This is a genomic window from Cellulomonas timonensis (assembly GCF_900046455.1).
In the GTDB taxonomy this organism is placed as follows: Bacteria; Actinomycetota; Actinomycetes; order Actinomycetales; family Cellulomonadaceae; genus Cellulomonas_A; species Cellulomonas_A timonensis.
The window spans coordinates 50,711-69,607 of the sequence record NZ_FCOT01000011.1 but is presented as its reverse complement, the minus strand read 5'-3'; the positions used below and the strand labels follow the sequence as shown (position 1 = coordinate 69,607).

General features: G+C 71.8%; 13 protein-coding genes and 1 pseudogene. 8 read left to right on the top strand and 6 right to left on the bottom strand.

What is annotated here, in order from left to right; translation table 11 throughout:
• Positions 1 to 71: 71 nt before the first annotated feature.
• From BN3788_RS05840 to BN3788_RS05825, 4 genes are all read right to left on the bottom strand, one after another.
• Positions 72 to 1,016: an ABC transporter permease gene (locus tag BN3788_RS05840; RefSeq protein WP_066582991.1), complete on the bottom strand. Its 945-nt coding sequence runs from the start codon at positions 1,014 to 1,016 to the stop codon at positions 72 to 74.
• Positions 1,016 to 3,922: an ATP-binding cassette domain-containing protein gene (locus BN3788_RS18535; protein ID WP_082812635.1), complete on the bottom strand. Its 2,907-nt coding sequence runs from the start codon at positions 3,920 to 3,922 to the stop codon at positions 1,016 to 1,018. Before BN3788_RS18535 ends, BN3788_RS05840 begins: the two co-directional genes overlap by 1 nt.
• Before the next feature lie 90 nt (positions 3,923 to 4,012).
• Positions 4,013 to 5,053 (bottom strand): BMP family lipoprotein, encoded by a 1,041-nt coding sequence (locus tag BN3788_RS05830; protein WP_159066859.1) that lies wholly within the window; start codon positions 5,051 to 5,053, stop codon positions 4,013 to 4,015.
• 48 nt (positions 5,054 to 5,101) lie between these two features.
• Positions 5,102 to 6,055 carry a ribokinase gene (locus tag BN3788_RS05825; RefSeq protein WP_066582987.1) on the bottom strand — a complete coding sequence of 318 codons (954 nt, stop codon included), beginning with the start codon at positions 6,053 to 6,055 and terminating at the stop codon, positions 5,102 to 5,104.
• A 275-nt stretch (positions 6,056 to 6,330) separates the two neighbouring features.
• Here BN3788_RS05825 and BN3788_RS05820 point away from each other — a divergent pair, with 275 nt between their 5' ends.
• Positions 6,331 to 7,347: a LacI family DNA-binding transcriptional regulator gene (locus BN3788_RS05820; protein WP_066582986.1), complete on the top strand. Its 1,017-nt coding sequence runs from the start codon at positions 6,331 to 6,333 to the stop codon at positions 7,345 to 7,347.
• Between the two features lie 54 nt (positions 7,348 to 7,401).
• Here the strand turns inward: BN3788_RS05820 and BN3788_RS05815 are convergent, their stop codons facing one another.
• Positions 7,402 to 8,331, bottom strand: coding sequence for a nucleoside hydrolase (locus BN3788_RS05815; protein ID WP_066582985.1), 930 nt, complete (start codon positions 8,329 to 8,331; stop codon positions 7,402 to 7,404).
• Between the two features lie 136 nt (positions 8,332 to 8,467).
• On the opposite strand from BN3788_RS05815, the gene BN3788_RS05810 reads away from it, so the two are divergent.
• The 3 genes and pseudogenes from BN3788_RS05810 to add all read left to right on the top strand — a co-directional run bounded on the left by BN3788_RS05810 (position 8,468) and on the right by add (position 11,238).
• Entirely contained in the window at positions 8,468 to 9,502 is a 1,035-nt protein-coding gene (locus BN3788_RS05810; protein ID WP_159066858.1) for a LacI family DNA-binding transcriptional regulator, read from the top strand.
• 9 nt (positions 9,503 to 9,511) lie between these two features.
• Positions 9,512 to 10,252 (top strand): glutamine amidotransferase, encoded by a 741-nt coding sequence (locus BN3788_RS05805; RefSeq protein WP_066582983.1) that lies wholly within the window; start codon positions 9,512 to 9,514, stop codon positions 10,250 to 10,252.
• Positions 10,249 to 11,238 (top strand): annotated as a pseudogene (add, locus tag BN3788_RS05800) (adenosine deaminase). The gene BN3788_RS05805 and the pseudogene add overlap by 4 nt, the downstream one beginning before the upstream one ends.
• A gap of 59 nt (positions 11,239 to 11,297) precedes the next feature.
• Here add and BN3788_RS05795 read toward each other — a convergent pair.
• Positions 11,298 to 11,780, bottom strand: a complete 483-nt coding sequence (locus BN3788_RS05795; RefSeq protein WP_066582979.1) for a hypothetical protein — start codon at positions 11,778 to 11,780, stop codon at positions 11,298 to 11,300.
• A 243-nt stretch (positions 11,781 to 12,023) separates the two neighbouring features.
• Between BN3788_RS05795 and BN3788_RS05790 the strand changes: the two genes are divergently transcribed.
• The 4 genes from BN3788_RS05790 (at position 12,024) to BN3788_RS05775 (ending at position 18,896) form a co-directional block, all read left to right on the top strand.
• Complete coding sequence (locus BN3788_RS05790; protein WP_066582973.1) at positions 12,024 to 12,833, top strand: ABC transporter ATP-binding protein; 810 nt, start codon at positions 12,024 to 12,026, stop codon at positions 12,831 to 12,833.
• On the top strand, positions 12,833 to 15,406 hold the full coding sequence (locus BN3788_RS05785; RefSeq protein ID WP_066582971.1) for an ABC transporter permease: 2,574 nt from the start codon (positions 12,833 to 12,835) through the stop codon (positions 15,404 to 15,406). The genes BN3788_RS05790 and BN3788_RS05785 overlap by 1 nt, the downstream gene beginning before the upstream one ends.
• Before the next feature lie 125 nt (positions 15,407 to 15,531).
• A complete protein-coding gene (locus BN3788_RS05780) occupies positions 15,532 to 16,314 on the top strand; it encodes an ABC transporter ATP-binding protein (RefSeq protein ID WP_066582969.1) in 783 nt (260 codons plus the stop codon).
• Complete coding sequence (locus BN3788_RS05775) at positions 16,314 to 18,896, top strand: ABC transporter permease (RefSeq protein ID WP_066582968.1); 2,583 nt, start codon at positions 16,314 to 16,316, stop codon at positions 18,894 to 18,896. The genes BN3788_RS05780 and BN3788_RS05775 overlap by 1 nt, the downstream gene beginning before the upstream one ends.
• The last annotated feature ends 1 nt before the right edge of the window (position 18,897 follow it).

The following is an 18,897-nucleotide window of genomic DNA, read 5'->3' as shown; positions in this document are numbered from 1 at the left end:
GGGCGCACGGGCCCACAGCGACGGCGTCTGCCGTGCCGTCGCCGTGGGGACGTGCGGTGCGAGGGGTGGGGTCAGGCGGTTTGCGGGGCCGGCGTCGCTGACGGCGCCTTGGTGCGGACCTTGTGGAACCGGATGCCCACGAGGACCAGCGCGATGATCGTGATGACGTACGGCGTCATCAACGCGAGGTTGGAGTTGAACCCGGCGATGCCGAGCTGGTCGGCGATGGCGTCTGCCGCGCCGAAGATGAACGCCGCGACCATCGTCCGCACCGGCTTGCCCAGTCCGAAGGTGAGGGCCGCGACCGCGATGAACCCGCGGCCCGAGGTCATGTTCGCGGTGAACGAGCCGAGCGTCGCCATCGCGAGCTGTGCGCCGGCGATGCCGCACAGGACACCCGAGATGAGGATGCTCTGGAACCGGACCTTGCGGACCCCGATGCCGGCGGCCTCGGCGGCGGCCTCGTCCTCGCCCACCGCCCGCAGGTGCACGCCGTACTTGGTGCGGTACAGCACGATCGAGGCGATCGGCACCACCAGCAGCGCGAACCACACGAGCGCTGTCTGGTTGTGCAGCGCGGGGCCGAGCACCGGGATCTCCGCGAGCGGGCCAAGGGAGATGCGCGGCAGCCGGATGCTGGCATGCGGCGGCGTGACGCCCGGGTTGCCGTAGAAGACCTGCAGCAAGAACACCGACAGACCCGCGGCCAGCAGGTTCACACCGATGCCGACCACGATGAAGTCGGCCTTGAGCCACAGGGTCGCCCCTGCGTAGATCATGGCCAGCACGAGTGCGGCGGCCACTGCCGCGCCGACCCCGACCAGGGCGCTGCCCGTGGCGGAGCCCACGGCGATCGACGTGAACGCGCCGATCAGCATCATGCCCTCGAGCCCGATGTTGAGGATGTTGCCCTGCTGGGTGAACGCGCCGCCGATCGCGGCGAGCAGCAGCGGGGCCACCTTCATCAGGATGACGAAGAGCATGGACGCGGTGAAGATCTGCTCCAGGACGTCCATCAGAGGTCTCCTCGGGACTCGGCGTCGGCGCCGCGGTGCGACGTGGGGGGTGTGCCACCAGGGTCTGGCGGTGTGGCGCCGCTGGGGCTGCCAGCCAGCACGGGCTCCTTGTGCGGGGCCGTGTCGACGGCGGCGGAGCCGGCCCCGGCGGTGGCCACGGCCGCGCGGCGGCGGCCCGGCAGCATCGCCAGGATCCGGTCACGGGTGCGGCGGTCCACCAGGAACACGGCGGTGATCGACAGGATGATCAGGCCCTGCAGGACGTTGACCAGCGGGAACGGCACTGAGGTGTTGATCTGCATCGCGTTCGAGCCGGCCATCATGTTGGCGTAGAAAGCCGCCGCCAGGACGGCCGCCCACGGGTTGAGGCGGGCGAGCAGCGCCACGGTGATGCCGAGGAACCCGTAGCCGGGGGAGAACGTCTGCAGGAACCGGCCGCCGTTGGGGCCGAGCACGAACAGCGTCCCGGCGAGCCCGGCGACGGCGCCGGAGATGGCCATCACCTGGATGCTCATCATCTTCGGGTTGACGCCCGTGTACTCCGCGAAGCGGTTCATCTCGCCGAGCTGGCGGACCCGCAGGCCCCACACCGAGCGCGTGAGCACCAGGCCCAGGGCGACCACGATGAGCATCGCCACCACGAGGTCCATGCCCAGCCCGTACGGCGCGCTGAACATGGGCAATCGCGCGCCCGGGAGGATCTTCGGCGAGGCGGCCAGGCCGGCGCCCGGGTCCCGGAACGGGCCGGTCACCAGGTAGGCGGTGAGCAGCGTCGCGATGGTGCTCATCATGAGCGTCGTGACGATGATGTCCACCCGCCAGAAGGCGAGCAGCGCGCCGGGGATCGCGCCCCAGATCATCGCGCCGAGCATCCCGCACACCATCATCACCACGGTGAGCAGCGGCGCCGGCAGGTCCGTGAACGTGAAGCCCGCCCAGGCGCCGCAGAACGCGCCGATGAAGAGCTGGCCCTCGCCGCCGATGTTGAAGAAGCCGGCGCGGAACGAGATGATCACCGCCGCCGAGAGCACGGCCAGCGGGATGAACTGCGAGATCAACGAGGCCACCCCGAACGGGGCGCGGAAGTTCGAGAAGAACAGCTCGTTGTAGGCGGCGATCGGGTTCTGCCCGAGCGCCAAGATGACGATGGCGCCGATGAGCAGCGACAACACGATGGCCATCACGGGCTGGGCCGATCCCCGCAGGGCTGCCCCGCCCGCTCGGGCCAGGCGCTGCTGGAGGCTCTCCGGAGCCTGCTCCGCGGGCGCCGCCTCATGCGGCGCCGCGGGGGCGTCGCCGCCGGCGGCCAGTGCCGCGGTGGCTGCCGCGTCGGCCTGGGCGCGCTCGGCGGCGATCGCGGCATGCGACGCCTCCGCGCGGGCCATGTCCTGCGGGTCGGGGGCGATGCCCGCCATCGCGAGGCCCACCGCCGCCTCGCTCATGTTCTCCTGCGTGAACTCCGCGACGATCTGGCCGCGGAACATCACCAGCAGGCGGTCGGACAGCGACATGACCTCGTTGAGGTCGGCGGACAGCAGCAGCACGCCGGCGCCCTGGTCGCGCTGCGACACGATCGCGTTGTGCACGAACTCCATGGCGCCGACGTCGACGCCGCGGGTCGGCTGGCTGACCATCAGCAGCTTCGGGTCGCTCTCGAACTCGCGTGCGATGACGACCTTCTGGATGTTCCCGCCGGACAGCGTCTGGATCGGCGTGGACGGCTGGGCGCCGCGCACGTCGAAGTTGGCGATCATGCGCCGCGCGAACGCGTTGGACCGGCTGGCGCTGACCCAGCCGTGCGTGGCGACCGGCGCGGTGAGGTGGGTGGGGATGAGGTTCTCGGTGACCGACAACGAGGGGCCGGTGCCGACCTCGTGGCGGTCCTCGGGGATGTAGGCGAGGCCGGCGGCGCGTCGGGCGGCGACCGTGGCGCCGGAGACGTCCTTGCCGGCCAGCGCGATGCGGCCCGCGTCGATGCCCTGCATGCCGGCGACGGCGGCGGCGAGCTCGGACTGCCCGTTGCCCTCCACGCCGGCGATGCCGACGATCTCGCCGGAGCGGACCTGCAGCGACAGGCCGTCGATGACGGTGACGCCGCGGTCGTCCACGACGGTGAGCCCGTCGACGCCCAGCACTGTGGCGCCGGGATTCGCGGGGGTGTGCGCGATGCGCAGCAGCACCTCACGGCCCACCATCATCTGCGCGATGTCGGCCTGGGAGAGCCCCGCCGCCGGGCGGGTGTCGATGGACCGGCCGTCGCGGATCACGGTGATGGTGTCCGCGATCTCCAGCACCTCGCCCAGCTTGTGCGAGATGAACAGGACGGCGCAGCCCTTCTGGGCCAGCGACCGGATGACGGCGAACATCTCCTCCGACTCACCGGGGGTGAGCACGGCGGTGGGCTCGTCGAGGATGAGCAGCCGGGTGTCGTGGCTGAGCGCCTTGAGGACCTCGACCCGCTGGCGCAGCCCGACGGACAGCGTCGACACCTTCGCCTGCGGGTCGATCTCCAGCCCGAAGCGCTCGCTCAGCGCGGCGACCTCGGCCTCCATGCGCTTCGCGTCGAGGGTGCCGCTCTTGCTGCGCAGCTCGCGCCCGAGGAAGACGTTGGCGGCGACCGTGAGGGACGGCACGAGCTTGAAGTGCTGGTGCACCATGCCGATGCCCAGGGCGGAGGCCTTCTGGGGGCTGGTGATCCGCACCTCGCGGCCGTCGAACAGGATCGAGCCGGAGTCGGGCTGGGCCGTCCCCGCGATCATCGTCATGAGTGTCGTCTTGCCGGCGCCGTTCTCGCCGACGAGGGCGTGAATCCGCCCGGGGAGCACGGACAAGGAGATGTCATCGTTCGCCACCTTGGGCCCGAAGGCCTTGGTGATGTGGCGGAGCTCCAGCAGGGGTGTGGCCATGAGGGGGACGTCTCTCTTCGGGTCGTGGCCTTCAAGGAGGTGCGGTGGCCGCCGCCCACAGGGGGCGGGGCGGCGGCCACCGTGGGGGCGTCAGTACGCCGTGGGGACCTTGATCTCGCCGTCGACGACCTTCTTCGAGTACGCCGCGATCTCGTCCTGGATGTCCTTCGGGACGATGTCGCCGTTGTCCTCGAAGGTGAGGCTGACACCGTCGTTGTGCAGGCCGTACTCGGTGGTCTCCCCGAACTTGAGCGTGCCGGCCGCGTGGGCGTCCACGGCGCCCTGCAGCGAGACGCCGATGTTCTTCAGCATCGAGCCGAGGATGTGGCCCTTGTGCAGCGGGTTCTGGTTCGAGTCCACGCCGATGGCGTAACGGCCGCTGTCCTCGGCTGCGCGCAGCACGCCGATGCCGGCGCCGCCCGCGACCTGGAACACGACGTCAGCGCCCTGCTCGTACATGGCGGTGGCCTGGTCGAATCCGCGGTTCGAGTCCACGAAGTCGCCAACGTAGGAGACCAGCACCTCGATGGCCGGGTCCACGGACTCCGCGCCCTTCTTGAACCCGACGACGAAGTCGTTGATCACCGGGATGTCCATGCCGCCGACGATGCCGACCTTCTTGCTGCCGGTGGCGAGCGGGAACTTGTCCGGGTTGACCGTGGCCTGCGCGGCGAGCACGCCGGCGAGGAACGCGCCCTCGTTCTGGCGGTAGACGATCGAGGCGACGTTCGGCTGCTCCACGACGGAGTCGTAGATGAGGAACTTCTGCTCGGGGTACTTCGGGGCCGTCTCGTCCAGGATGTCGATGAACTGCGAGGTGCCGACGATCACGACGTCCCAGTCGCCACCGGAGACCGACTCGAGGTTGGACCGCCACTGCGCGGGGTTCTCGGCGTCGCTCTGGATGTTCTGGATCTTGCTGCCGGCCTTCTCCATGGCAGCCATGCCACGGGCGGCGTCGTCGAAGAACCCCTGGTCGCCCAGGGGGCCGTTGATGACGTTCACCACGGAAAGCGCGCCGTCGACGCCGCCCGAGCCTTCCTCGGCGGCTTCGCCTCCGCCTCCGCACGCTGCGAGGGTGAGGGTGGCCGCTGCGGCGATCGCCACCCCGCTTATCAGTCGCTGCTTCATGTCGTGCTCCTTTGCACTGGTGTTCATTGCGGGGGAATTACGGGTGGTTCAGGGCGCCTCGGACGGCGGGCTGGGCGGCTCCGCGCTCTGGCTGAGCGAGGCGTGGACCGCCTCGGGTCGCGGCATCCCGGTGGTGGCCCCGAGGGATCCCACCGAGACCGCGCCAGCGTGGGCGGCCCAGCGGGCCGCGGTGACGAGGTCCTCGCCGCGGCTGAGCGCGTCGGCGAGGGCCCCGATGAACGTGTCGCCGGCGCCTGTCGTGTCGACGACCGCGACGCGGGGCGCTGTCACGTGGGTCAGCTCGTGGCCGTCCCAGACGAAAGCGCCGCGCTCGCCGACGGTCACCACGACGGACGCGGTGAGGGTCGTGTCGGCGGCGAGCTCGCGGGCGAGGGCGTCGATGTCAGCGGGCAGCGGGCGCCCCGTGACGGCCTCGTACTCGATCTCGTTGACGACGAGCACGTCGACCTGGTCGAGGATCTCGGCCGGGAGGGCTTGTGCGGGCGCCGGGTTGAGGACGAAGGCGCCACGCGCGGCCCGGCTGGCAGCGAGCACCGCGGCGAGCGGGATCTCGAGCTGGGCGACGACGACTGCGGCGTCGGCGACGGTGTCCCCGGCGTCCTCGACGTGCCGCGCGGAGACATGCCCGTTGGCGCCGGCCACCACGACGATGCTGTTCTCGGCGGCGGAGTCGACCAGCACCAGCGCGCGGCCGGTGGGGGTCTCGGACGCGGCGCCGAGGTGGCGGGTGTCGATGCCCTCGCGGCTCATCGCGGTGCGGACCTCTGCGGCCTCCGCGTCGTCGCCCGTGAGGCCGACGAAGGCGACGCGACGACCGAGGCGGGCGGCGGCGATGGCCTGGTTGCTGCCCTTGCCGCCGAGGAACTGCGCGTAGCCGGTGGCGGAGACGGTCTCGCCGGGTCGGGGGAGGTCGTCGACGGACGCGACAAGGTCGATGTTGACGCTCCCGACGACTGTGACGTCGAACCGCTCAGGCTTCATTGCCTCGACCCTTTACTTCGGAGTCACACGAGAGATCGTTCTCTCGATGTGGGCTTGATCAAAGGCCCTGTGTTCGCCTTTGTCAAGCCTCCCTCGTGGGACCGCTCCCGCCATTGCGCCGCGATCTCGGCCTGGTTACAGTTCCGTCTCAGTAATCCATTACTGAGAGTGATGCCACCACCCGGACCGCCCTCGGAGGGGCGAAAGACCGCGAACGCGGCGCCGGTAGCATTCCCGGCATCACAAGCGGCCACACGCAGGGACGAGGAACGCTGATGGCACGCAAGGTCACCGTGCGCGACGTCGCGGCAGCCGCGGGCGTCTCCACAGCGACCGCCTCGCGCGCCCTGACCCACAGCCCGTCCGTGAACCCCGAGATGGCCCGGCGCGTGCTCAAGGCCAGCAGCGACCTCGGCTACAGCGCCAACGTCTTCGCCCGCGCGCTGCGGACCCAGCGCACCGACACCATCGGCATGGTGGTCCCCTCCATCAACAACGACTACTTCACCGCGGCCGTCGAGGCCGTCGAGAAGGAGCTCGCCGACAGCGGGCGCTCGCTCATCCTGTGCGACGCGCGCGAGTCCGTGGAGACCGAGGCCCAGCGCATCGAGCTGCTCGTCCAGCGCATGGTCGACGGCCTCATCGTGGTGCCCGTGACCGCGTTCGACTCCGTGCCGGCCATCGAGCAGGCCGTCCAACAGGGTCCCGTGGTGCTCCTCGACCGCTGGGCGGACGCCGCCGGGGCGGACTACGTGGGCGGCGACAACGCCGACGGGCTGCGCCAATGCGTCGTCCACCTGCGCGAGCAGGGCTGCTCGTCGATCGTCTACGTGGGCGCCCAGCCCCGCACCAGCACCGCCTACGAGCGGCACAAGGCGTTCCGCGAGCTCATGGAGCCCGATAGCGGCGCGGACGGCCCCGGCGTCCACGGGTCCGCGCTGCTCGGCGAGTTCAGCTTCGAGTGGGGCGTGGAGGCCACCCGCCAACTCCTGGCCGGCGACGTGCTGCCGCACGGCATCGTCTGCGGCGCCGACATCATCGCCGTCGGGGTGCTCAGCACGTTGCGCGAGGCCGGAGTGGTCGTTCCCGACCAGGTGAAGGTCGTCAGCTATGACGACTCGTTCCTGGGACGGCTGACCATGCCGCGGTTGTCCTCTGTGCGCCAGCCCATCGACGCGATGGCCGCCGAGGCGGTGCGGCTGCTCGACGACCGCTCCGGCCGGACCGACGCGCCGGTGCGCAAGAGCATCTTCATGCCGTCGCTCGTGGTGCGGGAGTCCACCGGGCGCTGACGTGCGCTGACGGGCGCCGAGCCGCTCCCGGCACGGCGCCCGTCCCTCGCCGCGTCAGCCGGCGCAGGCCGTGAGCAGCATCTCGACGAACCGCTCGCGATCGGCGGCCAGCACCACCTTCGTGTTGGCCGGCTGCCGCGTGACGCCGAGGTGGTCGACGACTGTCATCCCCAGCGTCTGCGTGCCGGTGGTCTCGACGCGCACATAGGCGTCGATCGAGCGGGTGCCGATCGTCGGGTCGATCGCCACCGCCACCGTGACCGGGTCCGGCAGGTCGAAGCCGTCGATGTGGGTGACGTCGCGGCAGAACTCCACGAGCTGGCGCTGGATGCTGGTGCAGAACTCGCCGAGCGGGCCCGTCGCCGCGAGCCGCGCCGAGTCGGCCGGGGTGATCGTGGCGTCGTTGCGGGACACATCCCAGCCCACCATCTCCAGCGGCATGCCGGAGGTGAAGACGATGTCCGCGGCGTCGGGGTCGACGTAGATGTTGAACTCCGCGGTGGGGGTGACGTTGCCGGTGTGGTCGCCGGTGCCCGCCATCATCACGACGCGGTGGAAGAGCCCGGCGATGTCCGGGGCCTTGCGCAGCGCGAGTGCGATGTTCGTCAGCGGTCCGAGGGTCACCAGGGTGATCTCGCCGGGGTTCTGGCGAGCCAGCTCGATGATGCGGTCCACGGCGTGGCCGTCGGCGGGGGTGCGGCCGGTAAGGGGCAGCCCGATGTCGCCCATGCCGTCGGCGCCGTGGACGTTGTGCGCGAACACGTGCTCGCGGATCAGCGGCCGGTCGGCGCCGAGGTGGACGGGGACGCTCGAGCCGCACTGCTCGAGGGTGTAGAGGGCGTTCTGCACGCCCATGTCGAGGGGGACGTTGCCGGAGACGACGGTGATCGCCAGGACGTCCACGCGCGCATCGGTGAGCGCGAGGACGAGAGCGACGGCGTCGTCGGAGGCAGTGTCGGTGTCGATGATCATCTTCTGTGCCATGTGCAGTTCGTAGGCATGTAAGGCCATGTACGCAACGCGCCGCTCCGTGTGCGTTGACCTGGGCTTTCGACTGCTGCTAGACACAGCGCCGTGGGATGTAAACCTTTACATCCCACGGCGACAAGGAGGTCGCACGGTGTCAGCAGGACTTTTCCCCGCAGGTCGGGTGACCGTCGAGGACGTGGCGCGGCGCGCGGGCGTCTCCACGGCCACCGTCTCGCGTGCGGTCAACGGCACGGCCCGCGTCGCCCAGGAGACGCTCGACCGGGTGCAGCACGCCATCGATGAGCTGGGCTTCCGCCCCACCCCCGCCGCGCAGAACCTCCGCCAGCAGCGCACCCGCAACATCGCCCTCGTGGTCCCGACGATCACCAACCCGTTCTTCCCCGAGCTCGTGGCCGGGGTGGCCCCGGAGATCACCCGCCGCGGGTCATTGCTGCTGCTGCTCAGCACCGACGACCCGGAGGGCGAGGCGACGCGGGTCGCGCAGTCGCGGCTCGCCGACGGCATCCTGCTGGTCGGCGCGATGGAGCGGAGCGGCGCCCGGCAGCGCACACCGCATCTGGACCTCCCCGTCGTGGCCTTCGACCGGGCCGCCGCCTCGCTGCGCACCACAGTGGTGCAGTGCGACAACGCGGCGGGCGCCCGGGCCGTCGTCACGCACCTCGCGGGGCTGGGGCACCGGCACATCGCGCACCTGCGCGGCCCCCGGGGGCTCGACGTCGCCGACCAGCGCGCCCGCGGCCATCGTCGGGCGCTGCTCGAGCTCGGGCTCGACGCCCGCCTCGAGGTCGAGGGCGACTTCAGCGAGGAGTCCGGGTACGCCGCCGCGCTGCGCCTGCTCGACGGCCCCGAGCGGCCCACCGCCGTCTTCGCGGCGAATGACCTGATGGCGATCGGCGCGCTCGCCGCGTTCCGCGCCCGTGGCGTGCGCGTGCCCGAGGAGATCAGCGTGGCCGGCTTCGACGGCATCCGCCTCGGCCGCTACCTGCACCCCACCCTGACCACGTACGCGCAGCCCATCGCGGAGATCGCCCAGCGGGCGGTGACCCTGGTGCTCGACGCCGTCGACAGCGGCAGCCCGCTGCCCCGCAGCCGCTCCGCCCCGCATGTCCTGAGCCTGGCCGGCGAGCTCGTCGTCGGCGGGTCCACGTCCACAGTCCCGTCCTGAGAGGCCCCCATGTCCCACGTGCTCGTCATCGGAGAGTCCTGGTTCGTCCACTCCATCCACCAGAAGGGCTTCGACACCTTCACCACCTCCGAGTACGAGGAGGGCGGCGGGGCCTTCCTCGCCGCCCTGCGCGAGCGCGGCCACGAGGTGACGTACGTGCCGTCGCACACCATCCACGAGCGGCTGCCCGTGACCGTCGAGGGCTACGCGCCGTACGACGTGGTGGTCATCTCCGACGTCGGCGCGAACAGCTTCCAGCTCCCGCCGCAGACGTTCTCGGCCTCCGTGCCGTCCCCCGACAAGTCGGAGCTGGTGCGCGCGCACGTCGAGCGCGGCGCCGGACTGCTCATGGTGGGCGGGTACATGACGTTCAGCGGGATCGACGCGAAGGCCCGCTGGGGCAGATCGCCGCTGGGCGAGGCGCTGCCCGTGAGCGTGCTGGACCGCGACGACCGGGTCGAGCTGCCCTACGGCGCGCAGCCCCGGGTCATCGCCGAGCACGACGTCGTGGCCGGCCTCGCGCCCACCTGGCCCGTGCTACTCGGCCTCAACGAGGTCGTCGCCAAGGACGACGCGCAGGTGCTGGCGACCTGCGCCGAGCACCCGCTGCTCGTCGTCGGCGGCTACGGCGCCGGTCGCACCGGCGCGTTCACCTCCGACATCGCCCCGCACTGGGCGCCGCCGGAGTTCCTCGACTGGGACGGGTACGCCGAGCTGTGGGACCGCCTCGTCACCTGGCTCGCCGGATGAGCGCCGCGGTCCTCGCACGCCAACTCCGGGAGATGCCCAAGGTGGAGCTGCACTGCCACCTGGAGGGCTGCGTCCGCCCGGAGACGTTCATCGACCTGGCCCGGCGCCACGGCGTGGACCTGCCCTCCGACGATCCGGCCCAGGTGTACGCGTAACACGACATGGCCAGCTTCATGGAGGTCTTCGAGCGCCTGTGCGCCGCCGTGGTGACCCGTGACGACGTCGCCCGGATCACCTACGAGGCGCTCGTCGACGCCGCACGCGGCTCGAACGTCGTCTACCGGGAGATGTTCGTCAACCCGACCCTGCACCCCACGCTCACCTACCCCGAGCTGCTGGACGGGTTGACGGCCGGCGTCCACGACGCGCGCGCGGACACCGGGATCGTCGCGCGCCTCATCCCCTCGGTGTACCGGGCGCACAGCCCGGCGCAGGCGGCGGCGATGGCGCGGGACGTCGTGGCCGGCCCGCGCGACCTGGTGGTCGGGCTCGGCATGGACGGCGACGAGCTGGCCGGGCCCCCGGCGGACTTCGTCGAGGCCTACGCCATCGCCCGGGACGGCGGGCTGCACGTCACCGCCCACGCGGGGGAGCGGTTCGACGCGCAGGAGGTCGCCGACTGCCTGGACCTGCTGGGCTGCACCCGGCTGGACCACGGGTATGCCCTGACCCGGGACCCCGGCCTCGCGGCCCGGGTCAAGGCCGAGGGCATCCACGTCACCTACGCGTGGTTGTCCACGACGTACAACTTCCACGGCCCGATGGCCGAGCACCCGTTCCGCCTGCTGCGCGATGCGGGGCTGTCCCTGTCGATGGGCAGCGACGACCCGGCCATGGGCGGCACCGACCTGGCCGGGGACTACGTCGCCGTCGCCGACGCGCTCGGGTTCACCCTCGCGGACTTCACGGCGCAGAACCGGGCCGCACTCGAGGCGTCCTGGCTCACCGGCCCCGACCGCGACCTGGTGCGCGACCGCCTCTGGTGAGCGCGATCGCCCTCTGAGCGGGGGAACGGCTGGACCTGGCGCATGCGGTGGGCGGCGCGTCACCAGGTCCAGCCGCGCTCGGCGAGCTCGACCTCCTTGCGGAAACGCTCCTGCGGGTCGCCCTTGGCCCGGTTGCGGAGCTGCACCCCGGCCAGCTCGCAGGCCTCCGCGAGCAGGTCGTCGTAGGCGAGCTGGGTGGCGATGAGGCGCTCGGCCCGCGCCATCGAGCGCGGCTCGTCCTCGATCGTGCGGGCCAGCTCCGCGACCTTGCCCAACCGGGTCTGCACGCGCAGCGCGAGGAACGGGTCCGGCACGGCGACCTTCCCGTCGCCCACGTCGTCGAGCCGCACCTCGGCGGCGAGGCGTCGCGCCCGGCGCCGGGCGCGACGACGGCGTGGATGGAGCCGCTCACCGATCCGTCCCAGTGCGGCCCCGAGTCGCCTGCGCCAGCGCGGCGGCTCGTCAGGGCTGGGGAACACGGCCCACAGCACGCAGAAGAACGCTGCGGGGACCAGGAGGACGACCAGAAGCGACCACGGCATCAGCGCTACCTCTTACCCGAGACCAGCGAAAGCCACATCGTCGTGTCCTCTCAGGCTAGGCACGCTCGGCCAGATGGGCCACACGCGGGCCCCGAATCCGACGTAGGGGACCAAGGGGCGACCCTCACTCGCCCCCGAGGCGACTCGGGGTGCGATCAGGGCGATAACTGATCGCCTCGCAAGCCTGCGACCAGCAAGGATGTCCCATGGCACACACCTTTCAGCCTCACGATGGGAAGTCACATGAGCTCCGCCCCGACAGGCGCCACGGCCAGCGTCACGCACGATGACGCAGCCCGGCCGATCGCCACCGCACGCGGCCTGGTCAAGACGTACGGCTCGGGCGAGACGGCGGTGCACGCGCTCGCGGGCGTCGACGTGGAGTTCGGGCGCGGTCAGCTCACCGCCATCATGGGCCCGTCGGGCTCGGGCAAGTCGACGCTCATGCACTGCATGGCGGGCCTGGACCGCCCCACCGAGGGCTCGATCGAGGTGGACGGCGACCAGGTCGGCCAGATGAACGAGCGCCAGCTCACCAAGCTGCGGCGCACCCGGCTGGGCTTCGTGTTCCAGGCGTTCAACCTGGTGCCGACGCTGACCGCGGCGGAGAACATCACGCTGCCCCTGGACATCGCCCGGCGTCCCGTCGACAAGGCGCACTTCGACGCTGTGGTCGCGGCCGTCGGGCTCGGCGACCGGCTGGGGCACAAGCCGAACGAGCTGTCCGGCGGGCAGCAGCAGCGGGTGGCGTGCGCGCGGGCCCTGGTCTCCCGCCCGGCGGTCGTGTTCGCCGACGAGCCCACCGGCAACCTCGACTCCGCCTCCGCTGCCGAGGTGCTCGGCTTCCTGCGCCGCTCGGTCGACGAGCTGGGCCAGTCCATCGTGATGGTTACGCACGACCCGACGGCCGCGTCCTACGCGCACCGCGTGCTGTTCCTGGCTGACGGCCGCCTGGTCGGCGAGCTCCTGGACCCGACCCCCGCGTCGGTGCTCGAGATGCTCGGCTCCGTCGCTGCCCGCGCGCGCCAGGCCACGACTTCGGCCGCCGTCTGATGGGGCGGGTGGCACTGCGCGCGATCCGCGCGCATCTGGTCCGCTTCTTGATGTCGTTGCTGGCTGTCGCGCTGGGCATCTCGTTCGTCGCCGGCACGTTCTCGCTCAACGGGATGCTCTCGTCGACGTTCACGGGGATCGTCGACGCCACGATGCTGGGCGACGCGTATGTGCGCGGCACTGACGCGTCGATCCGCACCGCCGACGTCGGCACCGAGGTCGGCGACACGCGCAACCGCATCCCGATCTCCCTGGCCGACGAGCTCTCCGAGGTCGACGGCGTCCAGGCCGCGCTCCCCGACGTCTCCGGCCCGATGGTGCTCGTGGGCGCCGATGGCACCGCCGTGCAGTCCACGCAGGCGCCGAGCTTCGCCGTGATGTACAGCCCCGACGACCGCACCAGCACGATCGTCGACGGCCGTGCGCCGGAGGGGATCGACGAGGTCGCCCTGGAGATGGCGACCCTGGCCAGCTCGGGGCTGGAGCTCGGCGACACCACGAACGTGGTCGTCGCTGGCGAGATCCGCAAGGTCGAGGTGGTCGGCGAGATCGACCCCGGCGGCCCGATGGCCGGCGCCACGATCATCTACGTCGACGTCGACACGGCCATCGCCGACTTCGCCCCCGACGGCCAGGTCGCCACGATCGCCGTCTACGGCGAGGACGGCGTGCCGGAGCAGGAGATCGTCGACGGCGTCAACGCCGTGATCGCCGGCTCCGACTCCTCCGCCGAGGTGGTCGGCGGCGCCGAGATGCGGGTCGAGGCCCGCGCGGACATCGAGGGCCAGCTCGGCTTCATCTCGACGTTCCTGCTCGTCTTCGCCGGCATCTCGCTCTTCGTGGGCGCGTTCATCATCGCCAACACGTTCTCGATGTCGGTGCGGCAGCGCATGCGGGAGTTCGCGCTGCTGCGGGCCGTGGGCGCCTCGCCCACACAGGTCCTCACGTCGATCCTGGTCCAGGCCGCGGTGGTCGGCGTCATCGGGTCGCTGATCGGTGTTGCCGGTGGCGTGGGGCTGGTCTCCGTGCTGCGCGTGGCCTTCGAGTCCATGGGCATGAGCCTGGCGGGCGACATCCCGCTCGACCCGACGACTGTGGTCATCTCGGTGCTGGTGGGCACGCTCGTCAGCGTGGGGGCCGCGTTCCTGCCGGCCCGCCGCGCCGCGATGATCCCGCCCGTCGAGGCGATGCGGGACGACGTGGTCAGCGCTGAGCGCTCGCTGAAGGTGCGCGCGATCATCGGCGCTGCTGTCGGCGGCCTCGGTGTCGTCGGCGTCGTGGTCGCCGCGCTCAAGCCCGAGCTGGAGAGCGGCGAGATGCTCATCGGCTTCGGCGCCGCGGCTGTCGTGATCGGCATGCTGCTGCTGGCGCCGGTGATCGCCCGCGGGGCCCTGGGCGTCCTGGCCGCGCCGTTCGTGGCGCTGGTCAAGCCCATCGGGCGGCTCGCGCGCGGCAACGTGGTCCGCAACCCGCGCCGCACGGCCAACACCGCTGGCGCCCTGATGATCGGCATGGCGCTGGTCGGCGCGGCCACCGTCATCGCGGCGACCACGCAGGCCTCGCTGGGCAGCGTGGTGCGGAAGGAGGCAGTGGCGGACTTCATCACGGCCGCCGCCACCAGCGGCTCCATCCCGGAGCAGGCGGTCGAGGAGATGCGGGCACTGCCCGAGGTCGACACCGCCGACGCGCTGTACTTCGGGGTGTTCCTGGCCGACCGAGCCGGCACGACCCCGGCGGCCGACCAGCTGCTGAGCACCACCGGCATCGACCCGTTGGCGTTCGGCCGCAGCCTCGACATCGAGGAGGTGGAGGGCGATCTGACGCAGGTGCTCGCCGACGGGCGGATCGCCCTGCAGGAGAGCGTCGCCGAGGAGAAGGGCTGGAAGGTCGGCGACGAGCTGACGTTCCTGGGCAGCGGCGGGCAGCAGGACGTGACCGTCGGCGCCATCTTCTCGTCCAACGCGCTGGGCGTGGCCTCCGCGATGTCACTGGACATGTACGACCAGATGATCGTGCCGTCCGAGCGCCACGTCGCGAACGTGTTCATCTCCACCGCCGACGGCGTGGGCCTCGAGGACGCCCGTGAGGCGCTCACCGAGACGCTGTCGCCGTATGTGGTGATCTCGCTGCTCGACAAGGACGAGTTCGTCGCGGGCATCGCCGACCAGGTGAACCAGGTGCTGGTGATCCTGTACGCGCTGCTGGGGCTGTCGATCGTCATCGCGGTGCTGGGCATCGTCAACACCCTGGCGTTGTCGGTGATCGAGCGGACCCGGGAGATCGGGCTGCTGCGCGCCGTCGGCCTCGGGCGGCTCCAGCTCTCCGGCACGGTGACCATCGAGTCGGTGCTCACCGCGCTGTTCGGCACCGTGGTGGGGCTGGTCGTAGGGGTGGGGCTCGCCGCCGCGATGCAGCGGGTGTTCACCGATGACGGCCTGACGATCCTCTCGGTCCCGTGGGGCAGCCTCGGGTCGATGCTGGTGCTCGCGCTGGTGGTGGGGGTGCTGGCCGCGCTGTGGCCCGGGCTGCGCGCCGCGCGGATGCCGGTGCTGGAGGCTGTCAGCTACGAGTAGCCCGACACTGGGAGACGCCGCCGGGGCACGCCATCAGGCGCCCCCGGCGGCGTCATGTCCGGGGTGCTCCTACGCTGACGAGGGGGATCGGCGGCGCGCGCCGGGACGCCCCGCGCGGAGGCCACATGAGTCACGCCCCACCCGCCGAGCCCGCCCGCTCGAGCGCGGACACCGCCACCGGCCCGATCGCCCGCGCTCGCGGGCTCGTGAAGACCTACGGCTCGGGCGACACGGCCGTCAAGGCGCTGGACGGCATCGACGTGGACTTCGGCCGAGGTGAGCTGACGGCGATCATGGGCCCGTCCGGATCGGGCAAGTCGACGCTCATGCACTGCATGGCGGGCCTGGACCGCCCCACCGCCGGCGCCGTGGAGGTGGACGGCGTCGAGGTCAGCCGCCTGAGCGAGCGCCGGCTCACCAAGCTGCGCCGCACCCGCCTGGGCTTCGTGTTCCAGGCGTACAACCTGGTGCCGACGCTGACCGCGGCGGAGAACATCACGCTGCCGCTCGACATCGCGCGCCAGCCCATCGACCGCGACTTCTTCGACACCGTCGTGGACGCGGTGCGGCTGCGCGACCGGCTGCACCACAAGCCCTCCGAGCTCTCCGGCGGGCAGCAGCAACGGGTCGCCTGCGCGCGGGCCCTCATGTCCCGCCCGGCGGTCGTCTTCGCGGACGAGCCGACGGGCAACCTCGACTCGGAGTCCTCCGCGGAGGTGCTGGGCTTCCTGCGCCGGTCGGTGGACGACCTTGGCCAGTCGGTGGTGATGGTCACGCATGAGCCGACCGCCGCGTCCTACGCGCACCGTGTGCTGTTCCTCGCCGACGGCCGGCTGGTCGGCGAGCTCGTCGACCCGACCCCCGCCACGGTGCTCGAGGCGCTCGGCGCACGCCACCAGGCCCCCTGATGCTGCGGGTCGCGCTGCGGGGCATCGGCGCCCACCCCGTGCGGTTCCTGCTGACGATGCTGGCCGTCGCGCTGGGCATCGCGTTCGTCGCGGGCACGTTCGCGCTGCGCACCATGCTGTCCTCGACGTTCACCGACATCGTCGAGACGTCGATGCTGGGCGACGCGTACGTGCGCGGCGCCGATCGCGCGCCGGGGGAGTCCACCGTCGGCGGGGAGGCGTCCGACGCGCGCAACCAGGTGCCGATCGGGCTCGCCGACGTCGTGGCCGGGGTGGACGGCGTCACCGCCGCGCTGCCCGACCTGTCCGGCCCGGTGGTGCTCGTCGGCGCCGACGGCACAGCGGTGCAGAGCACGCAGGCGCCCAGCATCGCCCTGGTGCTGTACCCGCAGACGCGGGGAGTGGACGTGATCGACGGGCGGCTGCCGGACGGCGCCGGGGAGATCGCGCTGGAGCACTCCAGCCTCGACGCCTCGGGGCTCGAGGTGGGGGACGCCACCCAGATCGTGCTGGGCGGCGAGCTGCTGGACGTCGTGATCGTCGGCGACGTGGACGCTGTGGCCCCCACCGCCGGCGCCACGCTCGTCTACCTGGACCCGGCCACCGGGCGCGCGCTGTTCGCCCCCGACGGCATGGTGTCCACCATCGCCGTGTACGGCGAGCAGGGGCTGAGTGAGTCGTCGCTCGTCGACCGGGTGGAGCCCGTGGTCCGGGACGCGGCGCCCGCGGCCACCCCCGCGCAGGCCGTCACCGGTGACGACGCGCGCGCTGAGAGCCGCGCCGCCATCGAGGCGATCCTCGGGTTCATCCTCACGTTCCTGCTGGTCTTCGCCGGCATCTCGCTGTTCGTGGGTGCGTTCATCATCGCCAACACGTTCTCCATGTCCGTGCGGCAGCGCACGCGGGAGTTCGCGCTGCTGCGCGCGGTGGGCGCCTCGCCGCTGCAGGTGCTCCTGTCGATCCTGGTGCAGGCCGCCGTCATCGGGCTGATCGGCTCGGCGCTGGGCATCGCCGGAGGGCTCGCGCTGGTCGAGGTGCTGCGCCGGGTGTTGGAGTCGATGGGGATGACGCTCACGGGCAGCATCCCGCTCAACGCCTCGACAGTCGCGATCTCGCTGGTGGTGGGCACGCTGGTCAGCCTCGTCGCGGCGTTCGTGCCAGCCCGGCGGGCGGCGTTGGTGCCACCCGTGGAGGCGATGCGCGATGAGACGACGGCGCCCGAGCGGCCGTTGCGGCTGCGGGCCGCCATCGGCGCGGGCCTCGGGTTGCTGGGCGCCGTAGGGGTGCTCGTGGCCGTGTGGCGGCCCGAGGCGGACCGGGCTCCGCAGCTCCTGGGCTACGGCGCCGCGGGGGTGGTGATCGGCGTGCTGCTGCTGTCCCCGGTGATCGCCCGCGCGAGCATCGGGGTCCTCGCGGCGCCCTTCGTGGCATGGATCAAGCCGGTGGGCAGGCTCGCGCGCGGCAACGTGGTGCGCAACCCGCGCCGCACCGCCAGCACGGCAGGCGCCCTGATGATCGGCATGGCGCTGGTCGGGGCGGCCGCTGTCATCGCCGCGTCGACCACGGCCTCCACCCAGGCGATCGTCGCGCGCGAGGCCAGAACCGACTACATCCTCAGCACGCCCGCCTCCGGCTCGATCCCCGCGGACGCCGTTACCGCCGTGCGCGCGCTGCCGGACGTCGCCGCCGCGGACGCGTTCTACGCCGGCCAGGTGCTGGTCGGCGGGCCGGGTGGCAACGCGGGAGACCAGTCGTCGGTGCTGCTCGCCGGGATCGACCCTGCGACCATCGGCCGCAGCCTGCAGGTCGAGGAGGTCGACGGGGACCTCCGCACGACGCTCGAGGACGGTGAGGTGGCCGTACAACGTGGGGCCGCCAAGGACGAGGGTTGGGAGGTGGGCGACCGCCTCACGCTCACCGGCGGCTCCGGAGCCCTGGAGCTGCGCGTCGGCGCGATCATCGACTCGTCCGCGATCCCCGCGCCGCTCGTCGTGTCGCCCGACGTCTTCGACGCGCTCGTGCCCAGCGTCGAGCGCACCATCCCGACGGTGTTCGTCACCGCTACCCCCGGAACCGACCTCGGCGAGCTCCGCGACCAGCTCACCCAAGCCGTGCGGCCCTACGTCATCGTCTCCGTGCTGGACACCGAGCAGTTCGTCGCCGGGCTCGCCGACCAGGTGAACCAGGTGCTGGTGATCCTGTACGCGCTGCTGGGGCTGTCGATCGTCATCGCGGTGCTGGGCATCGTCAACACCCTGGCGTTGTCGGTGATCGAGCGGACCCGGGAGATCGGGTTGCTGCGCGCCGTCGGCCTCGGGCGGCTCCAACTCGCCGGCACTGTCACCGTGGAATCGATCCTCACCGCCGTGTTCGGCACCGTCGTCGGGCTGGCCGTCGGCGTCGCGCTCGCCTCCACGATGCCCACGGTGTTCGCCGCCGACGGGCTCACCGACCTCGCCGTCCCGTGGGCCAGCCTGCTCGGCATGGTGCTGCTTGCCATCGTCGTCGGCGTGCTCGCCGCCGTGTGGCCGGGGGTGCGCGCCGCCCGGCTGCCGGTGCTCGACGCGGTCAGCTACGAGTAGC